12 protein-coding genes are annotated in these 13668 nt (G+C 59.3%); 6 read left to right on the plus strand and 6 right to left on the minus strand.

The window, feature by feature from the left end; translation table 11 throughout:
• Positions 1–2: 2 nt before the first annotated feature.
• Complete coding sequence (locus tag FJU08_RS11260) at positions 3–368, plus strand: VOC family protein (protein WP_141149112.1); 366 nt, start codon at positions 3–5, stop codon at positions 366–368.
• 91 nt (positions 369–459) lie between these two features.
• On the opposite strand, the gene FJU08_RS11265 is transcribed toward FJU08_RS11260, so the two are convergent.
• Together FJU08_RS11265 and rpsU are read right to left on the minus strand one after the other, a co-directional pair.
• On the minus strand, positions 460–1320 hold the full coding sequence (locus tag FJU08_RS11265) for a tetratricopeptide repeat protein (protein WP_141149113.1): 861 nt from the start codon (positions 1318–1320) through the stop codon (positions 460–462).
• Between the two features lie 161 nt (positions 1321–1481).
• Positions 1482–1694 (minus strand): 30S ribosomal protein S21, encoded by a 213-nt coding sequence (gene rpsU, locus FJU08_RS11270; RefSeq protein ID WP_141149114.1) that lies wholly within the window; start codon positions 1692–1694, stop codon positions 1482–1484.
• 436 nt (positions 1695–2130) lie between these two features.
• Here rpsU and FJU08_RS11275 point away from each other — a divergent pair, with 436 nt between their 5' ends.
• The 5 genes from FJU08_RS11275 to FJU08_RS11295 are packed head-to-tail and all read left to right on the plus strand — an operon-like array spanning position 2131 to position 8046.
• Positions 2131–3384: a sarcosine oxidase subunit beta family protein gene (locus tag FJU08_RS11275; RefSeq protein ID WP_141149115.1), complete on the plus strand. Its 1254-nt coding sequence runs from the start codon at positions 2131–2133 to the stop codon at positions 3382–3384.
• Positions 3385–3395: 11 nt separating this feature from the next.
• On the plus strand, positions 3396–4232 hold the full coding sequence (locus FJU08_RS11280) for an alpha/beta fold hydrolase (protein ID WP_141149116.1): 837 nt from the start codon (positions 3396–3398) through the stop codon (positions 4230–4232).
• A gap of 1 nt (position 4233) precedes the next feature.
• On the plus strand, positions 4234–4542 hold the full coding sequence (locus tag FJU08_RS11285; protein ID WP_141149117.1) for a sarcosine oxidase subunit delta: 309 nt from the start codon (positions 4234–4236) through the stop codon (positions 4540–4542).
• Positions 4539–7496, plus strand: coding sequence for a sarcosine oxidase subunit alpha (locus tag FJU08_RS11290; RefSeq protein WP_141149118.1), 2958 nt, complete (start codon positions 4539–4541; stop codon positions 7494–7496). The genes FJU08_RS11285 and FJU08_RS11290 overlap by 4 nt, the downstream gene beginning before the upstream one ends.
• Positions 7489–8046 (plus strand): sarcosine oxidase subunit gamma, encoded by a 558-nt coding sequence (locus tag FJU08_RS11295; protein WP_141149119.1) that lies wholly within the window; start codon positions 7489–7491, stop codon positions 8044–8046. The genes FJU08_RS11290 and FJU08_RS11295 overlap by 8 nt, the downstream gene beginning before the upstream one ends.
• Here FJU08_RS11295 and FJU08_RS11300 read toward each other — a convergent pair whose 3' ends face one another.
• From FJU08_RS11300 to glgA, 4 genes are read right to left on the minus strand one after another with little or no spacing between them, the layout of a single operon-like run.
• Complete coding sequence (locus tag FJU08_RS11300; RefSeq protein ID WP_141149120.1) at positions 8047–8535, minus strand: MaoC family dehydratase; 489 nt, start codon at positions 8533–8535, stop codon at positions 8047–8049. It lies immediately after the preceding gene.
• 40 nt (positions 8536–8575) lie between these two features.
• On the minus strand, positions 8576–10582 hold the full coding sequence (glgX, locus tag FJU08_RS11305) for a glycogen debranching protein GlgX (protein ID WP_181409819.1): 2007 nt from the start codon (positions 10580–10582) through the stop codon (positions 8576–8578).
• A 7-nt stretch (positions 10583–10589) separates the two neighbouring features.
• Positions 10590–12218 (minus strand): alpha-D-glucose phosphate-specific phosphoglucomutase, encoded by a 1629-nt coding sequence (locus FJU08_RS11310; protein ID WP_141149121.1) that lies wholly within the window; start codon positions 12216–12218, stop codon positions 10590–10592.
• A gap of 3 nt (positions 12219–12221) precedes the next feature.
• Complete coding sequence (gene glgA, locus FJU08_RS11315; protein ID WP_141149122.1) at positions 12222–13664, minus strand: glycogen synthase GlgA; 1443 nt, start codon at positions 13662–13664, stop codon at positions 12222–12224.
• Between the last annotated feature and the right edge of the window lie 4 nt (positions 13665–13668).

Consider the following 13668-nt stretch of genomic DNA (forward strand, 5'->3'; position numbering starts at 1 on the left):
TCATGTTGCTGGAGCTTCACCATGTGCAGCTTGCCATGCCGGAAGGCGGGGAACAGGCGGCGCGCGGCTTCTATCGTGACATTCTCGGGTTTGGTGAAATCGAAAAGCCTGAACAGTTGCGCCATCGCGGCGGTTGCTGGTTTGAGTCGGGACCGATCCGCCTCCATCTCGGGGTTGAAACCCCGTTTCAGCCCGCAAAAAAAGCCCATCCGGCCCTTCGGGTTGGCTCTCTCGAGATGATGATGGCGCGGCTGAGCGAAAAGCAGGTCAGCTTCACAAAGGATATCGATCTTCCCGGCATAAAACGCATTTATGTCGACGATCCCTTCGGCAATCGGATCGAACTGCTCGAAGTGGTTTCGATCTGAACGATGCGCCTGGCAAGGCGCATCAAAAACCCGCCGGCATCGCTGCAAGCGGGTTCGTTACTCGTCTCAGCCGTATCGGTTGCAATATGTCTCAGGCGCCATTGCCAAGCGTGCGCGCGATCCCCTGAATGGCCGGCTGATAGGTCGGATCGAGGCTCTTGGCCTTCTGATAATAGCTGGCGGCCTTCTGGAAATCACCTTCACGCTCGTAGATCAGACCGACATTGGCCCAGCTTTCAGCAATCGTCTGGTCAAGTGAAAGCGCCTTGTCGAAATTGGCCTTGGCATTGGCGTCATCATTCAGCGCCAGATAGGAAACGCCGCGACCATTATAGGGCTGCGGTGATTTCGGCGACAGCGAGATGGCGATGGTGAAGTCGGCGATGGCCTGCTCCTGCTGGCCGCGCTTCTGTTCGATCAGGCCGCGATTGTGATAGGCGCGCGGATCAGTCGTGTTCAGGTCAATGGCGCGGGAGAAATCGGCAAAGGCATCGTTGTCCTGGCCGGCTTCACGGTAGAGATTGCCGCGGCCGATATAGGCAACGTCGTAATTCGGATTGATCTGGAGCGCCTTGTTATAGTCGTTCAGCGCATCCATCTGCTTGCCAATGCTGCGTTCCATCAGCGCACGATTGGCATAGGCCTGGTAATATTGCGGGTTCAGCTTGATTGCCTGGTTGAAGTCATCCATGGCGCGGCGTGTATCCCCGGCGCGGCCATAGGCGGAACCGCGAACATTGTAGCCTGCCGGATTGTTCGGGTCGCTTGCGATGACGGCCGATAGTGAGGCGATATTCTGCTGCGAGCCCTGAGTCGAGTCGATCGCGATGACATTGTCGTTCATGGTGGCGGACTGGCAGGAGGCCAGAAGCGCCGCAACGCCGATGATCAGAACGCCCCGTGCCAGCTTGAACCGGTTACTGCCATTTTGCCTGATCATTACTGCTGTCATCTCGATATATCTCTTGGACCTGTGATTGAGTTACCCGGTCACGCAAAGTGAAAACAGTTCACGGCGTGAAGCAGGCGGTGCGAACCAAGCAATAGCAAAGAAAAAGGCGGGGGCAAGACGCTCCCGCCGAATCGACAATCAACCGTGTCGTCGGGCAACACTTAGCGCGAAATCAGGCCTTCGCGAATGGCGCGCTTGCGAGCCAGCTTGCGAACGCGGCGAATGGCTTCTGCCTTTTCGCGGGCGCGCTTCTGCGACGGCTTTTCATAGTAATCGCGCATCTTCATTTCGCGGAAGATACCCTCGCGCTGCATCTTCTTCTTGAGAGCGCGGAGAGCCTGATCAACGTTATTGTCGCGGACAAGTACTTGCACGTGTATCCCGATCCTTTGGTTTGGTGTGCCCGCGTTCAGCATCAGCCGCAGCTTCGGGCGTCAAATATCATCAACGCAAGGGCCCATGTCCTTGCAACTGGCGCCGCGAATAACAGATCGTGACGCCTATGTCCAGTCTTCCCATGTCCGCATCGCCGAAGAATCAGGGGGAGAAGCCATTTTCTTGTCTCTGGCGGGCCTGTGGCGGTGGTCGCAGGGGCGGCAAAGGGCTGGATGCCTGTTTGGCACGGTAGTGGGGCCATCATGGGCCTCCGCATGGGTGCCAGCATGGGAGAATGTGTCGCATGGCTGAGCTGCCAATGTCAAAGACGGGTTGCAAAAGCGTCGCAAAAAGACCGTTGCGTCGTCTTTGGATTTGCTTTCTCTTGAGTGGAAAGGGCCTTTTGACAGGTCAGGCACGGACGGAGGCGAGCATATGCGCAAATATTCGGTTTTCGCACTGGCGCGTGAGGCGATGCGTTCCCACAAGGGGTGGGAAAAGCACTGGGCCTCGCCGGAGCCGAAGTCCGAATATGATGTCATCATCATCGGCGGCGGCGGCCATGGTCTGGGCGCGGCCTATTATCTTGCCAAGGAACATGGAATCACCAATGTCGCGGTGATCGAGAAAGGCTGGATCGGCGGCGGCAATTCAGGTCGAAACACCACGATTGTCCGGTCCAACTATCTCTATCCGGAAAGCATGGACATTTTCGAGCATTCGATGAAGCTCTGGGAGGGGCTGTCGCTCGATCTCAATTACAATGTCATGTATTCGCCGCGTGGCGTGCTGATGCTGTCGCATAACCAGCATGATCGCCAGTCCTTCATGCGTCATGTCCATGTCAACCGGCTTTACGGTATTGATAATGAGTGGCTGAGCCCTGAAGAGGCCAAGGCTTTCTGTCCGCCGCTGGATATTTCCGCAGGTGCTCGCTACCCCATCAATGGTGCTGCGCTGCAGCGACGTGGCGGCACGGCGCGCCATGATGCCGTTGTCTGGGGCTATGGCCGCGCAGCCTCTGACCGTGGTGTCCACATCATCCAGAACTGTGAGGTTACCGGAATCCGTCGCGGTGCCGATGGCGCAGTTATCGGGGTTGAGACCTCGCGCGGGTTTATCGGCGCGAAGAAGATCGGCGTTTCTGCGTCGGGTCATAATTCGGTGGTCATGGCGATGGCCGATGTCCGCCTGCCGCTGGAAAGTCAGCCGTTGCAGGCGCTGGTGTCCGAGCCGCTGAAGCCGATTTTCCCCTGTGTCGTCATGTCGAACACGGTTCATGCCTATATCTCCCAGTCAGACAAGGGTGAACTGGTGATCGGCGCAGGGACGGATCAATATAATTCCTATTCCCAAACCGGCGGATTGCAGATCATCACCCACACGCTGGATGCGATCTGCGAGCTGTTCCCGGTCTTCCGCCGGGTCAAGATGATGCGCCAGTGGGGCGGCATCACCGACAATACACCCGACCGTTCGCCGATCCAGAGTGTAACGCCTGTGCCGGGGCTTTTCGTCAATTGCGGCTGGGGTACCGGCGGTTTCAAGGCGACGCCGGGGTCCGCCCATCTCTTCGCCCATCTGATTGCACGCGGTGCACCACATCCCCTTGCTGCAGGATTGACCCTTGAGCGCTATAATAGCGGCCGTCTGATTGACGAAGCGGCGGCGGCTGCCGTTGCGCATTGAGGGAGGATGAAATGCTCTGGAGTGTCAACAAAAAAGCAGAAACAAGTGCCGGTAACGTGGTGTGGGGATCGGCAGGCAGCGGCCCGCCGCTGGTGCTGGCCCATGGCTGGCCGTGGTCGTCATTCATATGGCACCGCGTTCTGCTGTCGCTGAGCCATGGCTATAGCGTCTACTGGTACGACATGCCGGGTTATGGCCGGTCGGAGAAGAAAGAGGGGCAGGCGACCGGCATTGATGTACAGGCGAAAGTCTTTGCGGAAATGCTTGATATCTGGGAAATCGATAAGCCAACCGTCTGGGCGCATGATCTGAGCGGTGCCGTGGCGTTGCGCGCCCATCTTCTTGACGGCGTCGCCTTCACCAATCTGATCTTGATGAACTGTGTTGCGCTCAGCCCCTGGGGCTCTGAATTTTTTGATCACGTCGGTCGCCATGTGGATGCCTTCAGGCCCTTGCCGCATCACATTCATGCGGCCATTGTCGAGGCCTATATTCGCTCGGCCCTGGTCGGCGAGATCGCCGAGACCGATCTGCATGAGCTGGTTCTGCCCTGGATGTCGCCGGAAGGGCAGGTGAGCTTCTACAATCAGTTTGCCCATGCGGATCAATCGCTCACCCGCGCCTTCGAGCCGAAGCTTGGCGATATTGATTGCCCGGTCACGCTGATCTGGGGTGAGAAGGATCCGTGGATCCCGCTGGAACGCGGAAGGGCGCTGGCCGCCAAGATCGGCGTGCCACTGCATCATCTGCCGGATGCCGGCCATTTGCCGCCGCTTGAGGCGCCCCGCGAACTGCTTGATGCCCTGATTGCGATCCCCGATACGCTGCCCGAACTCAAGGGAATGTAGAATGCTGCTGATCCGTTGCCCCTATTGTGAAGAAGAAAGAAGCGAGCTGGAATTTGCCGCTGCCGGCGAAGCCCATATTGCGAGGCCGGAGGCTATCGCCGACGTTTCCGATGCCGAATTTGCCGAATACTTCTTCATGCGGACCAATCCGAAGGGGCTGCATTTCGAGCGCTGGCGCCATCGCCATGGATGCGGACGTTTCTTCAATGCCGTGCGTGACACGGTGAGCGACCGCATCCTGCTGACCTACAAGGCGGGCGAGCCTAAACCGGATCTGGCTGCATTTCAGCTTGAGGAGAAAAAGGCATGAGCGGGGCGTTTCGCATTGCCGGCAAGGGCCGGCTGACACCGGCCAAAACCGCGCGTTTTTCCTTCGATGGTACGCATTATACCGCGCTGGCAGGTGATACGCTGGCCGCAGCGCTCCTGGCTCACGGGGTGCATCTGGTCGGCCGCTCCTATAAATACCATCGGCCGCGCGGCTTTCTGACAGCGGGACCTGAAGAGCCGAATGCACTGTTTGATATTTCCCGAGATGGCGCGCGCAGCCAGCCCAATGTGCGCGGTACTGTGCAGGAAGTCTTTGACGGCATGATCGCCGGTTCGCAAAACCGCTGGCCGTCGCTTTCTTTCGATGTCGGTGCGGTGAATGACTATCTCTCGCCCTTCTTTATCGCCGGCTTCTACTACAAGACCTTCATGTGGCCGCGGATTGCCTGGCACAAGCTCTACGAGCCCGTGATCCGGCATGCAGCGGGCCTCGGCGTGGCGCCAAAGGAAGAAGATCCCGACAGCTATGGCAACCGCTTCGCCCATTGCGATGTGCTGGTGGTCGGTGCCGGTCTTGCCGGGCTCACGGCGGCGCTGTCAGCTGCCGCCACCGGTGCCGATGTTATCCTTTGCGACGAGCAGGCAGAGGCCGGTGGCGCCTTCCATTTCGACACATCTACGACTGTCGACGGCAGGCCGGGTTATGAATGGGCGCAGGAAAAGGCGGCGGAACTTGCTGCCATGCCCAATGTGCGTTTCATGACCCGCACCACCGCTTTCGGCTACTACAACCACAATTTCGTCGCGCTCACCGAGCGCCTGACCGATCACCTGCCCGGTGACAAGGCATCTGGTCCGCGTGAGCGGCTCTGGCAGGTCAGAGCGGGTAAGGTGATCCTGGCGACCGGCATGATCGAACGGCCGATGGTGTTCGGCGAGAATGACCGGCCGGGCATCATGCTGTCATCGGCAGCGCGCACCTATCTCAATCATTTCGGTGTTACCGTCGGTCGCCGCGTCGGTGTCTATACCGCCCATGACAGCGCCTATGAAACCGCATTTGACCTCAAGCGTGCCGGTGTGGACATCGCCGCCATCATCGATACCCGCGCTGCACCGGGCGAGGGGCTTCTTTCCGAGGCGGCCGCGCTTGGCATCGAGGTTTTGACAGATCACGCGGTTGTCGGCACCAAGGGGCGGCTCAGGATTTCTTCCATTGCCGTGCGCGCGCCGGGCAGTGGCAAAACGCGCGATATCCGCGTTGATGCGCTGGTGACGTCGGCCGGCTGGACGCCGTCGGTTCATCTCTTCTCGCAGTCGCGTGGCAAACTGGCTTTTGATGCCGAAAACCAGCGTTTCCTGCCCAATCTTCACGTGCAGAATTCCGTTTCTGTCGGTGCCTGCAACGGTACCGACGCGCTTGGCGCGCTGATTGCCGAATCGGTCGCGGCAGGCGGTGGCGACCTGTCGGTGACGGCTGAGGCCGTCCATGTCTGGACCGGCGGCATGCTGGGCGCGGCAGATGGCGCAGGGCCGGACGATCATGTGAAGGCCTTTATCGACTATCAGCATGACGTCTGCGCCAAGGATATCCGCCAGGCGGTGCATGAGGGCATGGCTTCGATCGAGCATATCAAGCGCTTCACCACCAATGGCATGGCGTCCGATCAGGGCAAGCTTTCCAATATGCACGGCCTTGCGATTGCGGCAGAGATGCTGGACCGGCCGATCCCGCAGGTGGGGCTTACCACCTTCCGTCAGCCGTTTACGCCGGTTACCTTCGGCACGCTGATCAACCATTCGCGCGGCGATCTGTTCGATCCGGCGCGCAAGACGGCGATCCATGACTGGGCAGAGGCAGAAGGGGCCGCCTTCGAAGATGTCGGCAACTGGAAGCGCGCCTGGTATTTCCCGCGCGCTGGCGAAACCCAGCATCAGGCGGTGGATCGCGAATGTGTCACAGTGCGCAGGACGGCCGGTATTTTCGACGCCTCCACGCTTGGCAAGATCGAAGTGGCTGGCCCCGACGCCGAAGCCTTCATGAACCTGCTCTATTCCAATGCCTGGTCGACGCTGAAGCCCGGCAAGTGCCGCTATGGCCTGATGCTGCGCGAGGATGGCTTCATCTATGATGATGGTGTTGTAGGCCGGATCGGCCCGGACCGTTTCCATGTGACGACGACAACCGGTGGTGCACCACGCGTGCTCAATCACATGGAGGATTATCTCCAGACCGAGTTCCCGCATCTGAAAGTCTGGCTGAGCTCGACGACCGAGCAATGGGCGGTGATCGCTGTGCAGGGGCCGAAGGCCCGTGAGATCATTGCCCCCTTTGTCGAAGGGCTCGATCTCTCAGCCGAGGCCTTCCCGCATATGAGCATTGCCGAATGCCGTTTTGCCGGGCTACCGGCCCGGCTGTTCCGTGTCTCCTTCACCGGTGAGCTTGGCTACGAAATCAATGTACCTGCCGATTACGGGCTTTCCGTGTGGAAGGCCGTGCATGAGCGGGTTGCAGCCGTCGGCGGCTGTGCCTATGGCACCGAGACCATGCATGTGCTTCGGGCGGAGAAGGGCTATATCATCGTCGGGCAGGATACCGATGGCACGGTGACGCCGTTTGATGCCGGACTTGGCTGGGCTGTTTCGAAGAAGAAGGCCGATTTCGTCGGCATTCGCGGGCTCAAACGTCCCGATCTGGTGAAAGCGGACCGCAAGCAGCTTGTCGGGCTGAAGCCTCGCAATCCGAAGACGGTTCTGGAAGAGGGCGCGCATCTGGTCGCCGATCCTGGCGCCAGCCGGGTGAAACCGCTCGGCCATGTCACCTCGTCCTACTGGTCGGAAAACTGCGGCTCCGGCATCGCCATGGCGTTGATTGAAGGCGGGCATAGCCGGATCGGCGAAACACTCCATGTCGCCATGCCGGACGGGCCGATCGCCGTCGAGATCTGCGACACGATATTCTATGACAGGGAAGGGAGCCGCATCCATGGCTGATCTTGGTGCAATGGAACGCGACGTCGTTCTGGATGACATCTATGGCGGCTCAAAGGTCGCGCGGCTCTCGGCGGCAAAACCGGCCAGCCGCATTTCGCTGCGCGCCGGACCCGACGCTGTTGATGCCCTGTCTCAGGCGCTCGGGCTTGCGCTTCCTGTCTCTCCCGGACGGTCGTCTGTGGCAGGTGCGCGGACTGCCTTCTGGCTCGGGCCGGATGAATGGCTGGTGATCGATACGGATGAGGCCGATCTCGCCAGCCTGTGCTCGAGGGTTGTTGAAGCCCATGCCGCCGTCGATGTTTCGCATCGCAATGCCGCCATACTGCTGGAGGGGCCAGGCGCGGCGTCGGCTCTTTCCTTTGCTTGCCCGATGGATCTGCGCGATCGGGTCTTTCCGGTGGGAAAAGTCACCCGCACCGTTCTCGGCAAGGCTGAGATCGTGCTCTACCGGGTCGGAACGGAGCGCTATCACATCGAGTGCTGGCGCTCTTTTGCGTCCTATGTCTTCGCGCTTCTGGATGAAGGCGCACGGGATGCCGCGCGCGTCTGATCAAGCGTCTACAGGTCGCGCATTTGCCGGGAACTGGATGAGCGTGATCCAGTCGGCCGTCAGTGCCGGCTTGCGTTCATTTTCGATCTCGACCGTCACACCGTAGCCGATCGACAGAAGCTCCGCGCCGCGAAACCGCGCTTCGCGCAGCACGAAATGGCCGCGCACGCGTGCGCCGGACTTGACCGGGGCCATGAATCGCACCTTGTCGAAGCCGAAATTGATGCCCATGGTCTGTTCGCGCACGCGCGGCACGCAGTCAAAATTCATGGCCGAAAGCAGCGACAGGGTAAGAAAACCGTGGGCGATCGTGCCGCCAAAGGGCGTTTCGGCGCTGGCACGCTGCGGATCTGTGTGAATGAACTGGTGGTCAAGCGTTGCATCGGCAAAGGTATCGATCATCGATTGATCGACGGTGAACCACCGCGACACACCAACTTCCTGCCCGACAAGGTCCCTGACCTCGGCAAGCGCAATTTCCTCGGGCATGTCTGTCCTTCACGTGCAAGAGCGGCGCTGTTTTGCCGGATTAATCTTGATCTAGCGCCGTTTGCGCATTGGTGTCATTCAATTCTTCCGCATAAAACGATACGGATCGCGGTTCAAGAGCGATCTCGATCGAATTCCCGGCTTCATTGAGTAGGAGATGCCAGCCGTGATCGTCGATAACAGGAAGGTCGAAGGCCGTTTTGTCGTGCGAGCGGTTGATCAGTACGGCGAGGCGTGTCTTGTGGCCGCTCTTGCGATCAATGGTGTGCAGCACCATGCTCAAGCAATCGCAATTCGGGTTTTCCCAGTCCGCTGTTTCCATCGGTTTACCATCCGGACGCAGCCATTCGACGTCTTTCTGGCTGAAGAAGCCGGTCTCCGAAAAGACAGAAAAACGCTTGCGCAATGCACTCAGCATTGCCGTATGCTCTATCAGTTCACGGTCGAACCGGTCCCAGTCAAGCCAGGTGATTTCATTGTCCTGGCAATAGGCGTTATTATTGCCGCCCTGGCTGTGTCCTGCTTCATCGCCGGCTTTCAGCATGATTGCGCCGCGTGAAATAAACAGGCTTGAAAGCAGGGCTTTCACGTCCTGAAGCCGTCTTTCATTGACGATCGGGTTGTCAGTTTCGCCCTCTATGCCGTTATTCCATGAATGGTTCTCGTCATGGCCGTCGCGATTATGCTCGCCATTGGCGCCGTTGTGCTTGTGCGCATAGGCGGTGACATCGCTGAGCGTGAAGCCGTCATGGGCGGCGATAAAATTGACGGATCGCGTTGCTTTGGCGCCGTGATGGGAAAACAGGTGTGATGAACCGGCCAGTGCATCGGCAAGCCTGCCGGTCATGCCACCGTCGCCGCGCCAGAAGCTGCGGATATCGTCTCGAGCCCTGTCGTTCCATTCAAGGAACGGCGCGGGGAAATGACCAACCTGATAGCCACCCGGGCCGATATCCCATGGTTCGGCGATCATCAGATGATCTTTCAGCACCGGATCGGTGAGAATGGCGATCAGGGTTTCGGAATTGGTTTCGAAGCCTGTCGCTTTGCGGCCGAGGATGGGGGCAAGATCGAAACGGAAACCGTCGACACCGCCGGACTGGACAAAAAAACGCAGGCTGTCGACGATCAGCTGACGTACCGCCGGGTGGTCGCAGGCCACGGTATTTCCGCAGCCTGTATCGTTGATCAGCACCGAGCGGTCATCATCTGCGTGACGGTAATAGGTTGCGTTATCAAGACCGCGCAGCGAAAGCGTGCCGCCGAACTGATCGCTCTCACCGGTATGGTTGAAGACGAGATCGAGAATGACGCCGATGCCAGCCGTGTGGAGCGCATCGCAGGCTGAGCGGAGTTCAGCAATGCCGCCGGGGCAGATCTGCGGCGAAAGCGCCATGAAGGTGACCGGATTGTATCCCCAGGCATTGGTGAGGTTGAGAGGGCCAAGATGGCGCTCGTCAATCCATGCCGTGACCGGCATCAGCTCGACCGCATCTACGCCAAGCTCCTGCAAATGCCGGATCACCGCCGGATGCCCGAGGGCTGCTACCGTGCCACGGATATTTTCAGGCACATGGCGGTTTAGTTGCGTCAGCGCTTTGACATTTGCTTCGTAGATCACGCCGCCGGTCGGGAAGGGAATATGGGTTTGGCAGGCGGGCAGGTCTTCGACGACAATCGCGCGCGGCGTGACATCGGCCGTATCCACACCGTATTCGACAAGCTTCTGGTCAAACCGGTAAGGGCGGTCGATTGCCCTTGCATAGGGGTCAACCAGAAGCTTGGAGGAATCAAACCAGTGCCCCTTCATGGGCTCGTACCGGCCAAAGGCACGGTAGCCATAGCGGGCACCGGGCTTCACGCCCTCGACAAAGAGATGAAACAGGTTCTTGTCGCTGCTGGCCATGGGGAGACGCCGGGTTTCAGGCGCGCCGCTTTCGTCAAACAACACGAGCTCGATGCCGTTTGCCGTTTCCGAATACACGGAAAATGAGACGCCCTGATCGTTGATCTGGACGCCCGGTTTATGAAGCGATGTCGTCATCATCTCCCGCTCAGGTGATCACGGTCGGGGCATTCCGGCCGGTTCGCTTGGCAATGGCAGCAATATGCTCGGCATAGGCAATCAGTTCAGACAGCGTTTCCTGCGTATCTGCACCGTGCTTGGCGGGGTCGGGCTCGAAATGTTCCAGATAGACGCGCAAAGTCGCTCCCGATGTACCGGTTCCCGACAGGCGGAAGACAACGCGCGATCCGCTTTCGAACATGATCCTGACGCCCTGGTTCTTGCTGACAGAGCCGTCGACCGGATCGTGATAGGCGAAATCGTCTGCCTTGGCTACTGTCAATTCATTGAAGCTGGTGCCGGGCAGGATGGCGAGCTTGTCGCGCAGTGCATCCATCAATGCGTTGGCGGCCTCTGTGTCGATGCCTTCATAGTCATGGCGGGAATAATAGTTGCGGCCATATTCGGCCCAGTGCCCGGTGACGATGTCGAGTGCCGGTTCGGCGCGCACGGCCAGAATGTTGAGCCACAGCAGAACCGCCCACAGCCCGTCCTTTTCGCGCACATGGTTCGAGCCGGTGCCAAAGCTTTCTTCGCCGCATAGCGTTGCCTTGCCCGCATCAAGCAGATTGCCGAAGAATTTCCAGCCCGTCGGTGTTTCATAGGCTCCGATGCCAAGTTTCTCGGCCACGCGGTCGGCCGCCTGGCTGGTGGGCATTGAACGGGCGATCCCGGCAAGCCCGGCCTTGTAGGCCGGTGCCAGATGGGCATTGGCGGCAAGAATGGCGAGACTGTCGGAAGGGGTAATGAAAATGCCTTTGCCGACCACCATGTTCCGGTCACCGTCGCCATCGGAAGCAGCGCCGAAATCGGGGCCATCGGCGCTCATCACCTCATCATAGAGTGCTTTGGCGTGGACGAGATTGGGGTCCGGGTGGTGGCCGCCGAAATCTTCCAGCGGCACGAAATTGCGCACGGAGCCTTCAGATGCGCCAAGGCGCTTCTCGATGATCTCCTTGGCATAGGGGCCGGTGACAGCGCTCATCGCATCAAAAGCGATGCGGAAGCCGCCGGCGATCATGCTGCGGATGGCGTCGAAATCGAACAGCTCTTCCATCAGTGCGGCGTAGTCCGTCACGGGATCAAAGACCTCAACGGCCATGCCCTCGACATCATAGGTGCCGATCTCATCCAGCGGCAGGTCGGGTGTTTCTGCAATCTTGAAGCTGTCGATGGATTTCGAGCGGGCGAAGATTGCATCGGTGATCTTTTCCGGGGCCGGTCCGCCATTGCCGGTATTGTATTTGATGCCGAAATCTTCCTCCGGCCCGCCGGGATTATGGCTGGCGGACAAGATGATGCCGCCGAAAGCGCCATATTTGCGGATCATGTTCGATGCAGCCGGCGTCGACAATATGCCGCCCTGTCCGACCATAACCTTGCCGAAGCCATTGGCCGAGGCCATGCGGATCGCCGTCTGAATGACGGTACGGTTGAGATAGCGGCCATCTCCGCCGATCACCAGCGTCTTGCCTTCAAACCCCTCAAGGGAATCGAAGATCGACTGGATGAAGTTCTCCGCATAATGCGGCTGGGCAAATACCGGAACTTTCTTGCGCAGGCCCGATGTGCCGGGCTTCTGGTCTGAAAAGGGCGTGGTCGAAACGGTTATGGTCATGGTTCAAGTCGCCATAGGCTTGAGTTTGGAATAAAGGTCAAAATAAAGGGCTGCACTGGCATCCCAGGAGACATCCGACTTCATGCCCTGTTTCTGGATCTGGCTCCAGACCTTCTTTTCGGAATAAAGCCGGATTGTACGGCGGATTGCGCGGATCAGGGTTCCCGTCTCTACCGGGGCGAAGACGATACCGGTCGCAGCATTGGCCGAAAGGGCTGCGGGATTGGCATCGATCACCGTGTCCGCCAGGCCGCCGGTGCGGGCGACAACCGGCACGCAGCCATAGCGAAGGCCGTAGAGCTGGGTCAGACCGCAAGGTTCGAAACGCGACGGGATGACTATGGCGTCGGCTCCGGCCTGCAGCATGTGCGACAGTTTTTCGTCATAGCCGATGATCACGCCGACCCGGCCGGGATGGCGGCGCACTGCATCCAGAAAGGCCTGTTCCAGGTGATGCTCACCGGTGCCGAGAACGGCGAGCTTGCCGCCGAGCGCCACCAGTTCGTCGATCGCTTCGGCCAGAAGGTCCATGCCTTTCTGCCAGGTCAGCCGCGAAACGACGCAGAAGATCGGTGCGTCATCATTGTCGAGCCCGAAACGCTCGCCGACAATGTCGCGGTTCTTGGCGCGCTGGCGCAGCTTGGAAACATTATAGGGCTTGACGATCGTATCGTCGGTCTCCGGGTCCCAGACATCGGTATCGATGCCGTTGACGATGCCGCTCACCGTATCCGAGCGCACGGAGATGAGGCCTTCCAGCCCCATGCCATATTGCGGCGTCTGGATCTCCTCGGCATAGGTCGGGCTGACGGTGGTGACGGCCCAGGCCGATTGCAGCCCGCCCTTCAGGAACCCGACCGCGCCGTAATATTCGACTCCGTCAACGGCCATGGCATGGGCCGGCAGTTGCAGATAGGGGAAAATCGTCGGATCGAACTGACCCTGAAACGCGATATTATGAATGGTAAGCACGGAGGGTTTTTCCGGCACATCGGAAAAGCGCATATAGATCGGCACCATCGCCGCCTGCCAGTCATGGACATGCACGACATCAGGCGCCCAGTCGCCAAGAACACCTTCCGCGACCATGGCTGCGGCCTTGGAAAAGGCGGCAAAACGGCGCCAGTTATCGGAATAGCCTTCGCCGGTCGAGGCATTATAGGGGTTGCCGAAGCGGTTGAAATAGGCCGGGGCATCGACCACCAGAAGATCAAGACCGGCATGGTGCGCGGCAAAGATCTTCGCCGGTTCGCCGAGCAGGTTTGGAATTTCCAGGCAGGGTTCCGCTGCATCAATCGCCTTCATCACCGCCGGATAGCCGGGAATGATTGTCCGGGTTTCAACGCCAAAGCCGGTCAAAGCCAAAGGCAGTGCACCGACCACATCAGCAAGGCCGCCGGTCTTGATAAGGGGATATATCTCCGAGGCGACGGAAAGTACCTTCATTTCT

The organism is Martelella alba (assembly GCF_006516955.1).
Lineage (GTDB): Bacteria > Pseudomonadota > Alphaproteobacteria > Rhizobiales > Rhizobiaceae > Martelella > Martelella alba.

Coding starts and splice junctions, on each gene's coding strand:
- FJU08_RS11295 (WP_141149119.1), top strand. CDS start 7,489: ATGGCTGATCTTGGTGCAATGGAACGCGACGTCGTTCTGGATGACATC.
- FJU08_RS11285 (WP_141149117.1), top strand. CDS start 4,234: ATGCTGCTGATCCGTTGCCCCTATTGTGAAGAAGAAAGAAGCGAGCTG.
- FJU08_RS11275 (WP_141149115.1), top strand. CDS start 2,131: ATGCGCAAATATTCGGTTTTCGCACTGGCGCGTGAGGCGATGCGTTCC.
- FJU08_RS11265 (WP_141149113.1), bottom strand. CDS start 1,320: ATGACAGCAGTAATGATCAGGCAAAATGGCAGTAACCGGTTCAAGCTG.
- FJU08_RS11260 (WP_141149112.1), top strand. CDS start 3: ATGTTGCTGGAGCTTCACCATGTGCAGCTTGCCATGCCGGAAGGCGGG.
- FJU08_RS11300 (WP_141149120.1), bottom strand. CDS start 8,535: ATGCCCGAGGAAATTGCGCTTGCCGAGGTCAGGGACCTTGTCGGGCAG.
- glgX (WP_181409819.1), bottom strand. CDS start 10,582: ATGATGACGACATCGCTTCATAAACCGGGCGTCCAGATCAACGATCAG.
- glgA (WP_141149122.1), bottom strand. CDS start 13,664: ATGAAGGTACTTTCCGTCGCCTCGGAGATATATCCCCTTATCAAGACC.
- FJU08_RS11310 (WP_141149121.1), bottom strand. CDS start 12,218: ATGACCATAACCGTTTCGACCACGCCCTTTTCAGACCAGAAGCCCGGC.
- FJU08_RS11280 (WP_141149116.1), top strand. CDS start 3,396: ATGCTCTGGAGTGTCAACAAAAAAGCAGAAACAAGTGCCGGTAACGTG.
- FJU08_RS11290 (WP_141149118.1), top strand. CDS start 4,539: ATGAGCGGGGCGTTTCGCATTGCCGGCAAGGGCCGGCTGACACCGGCC.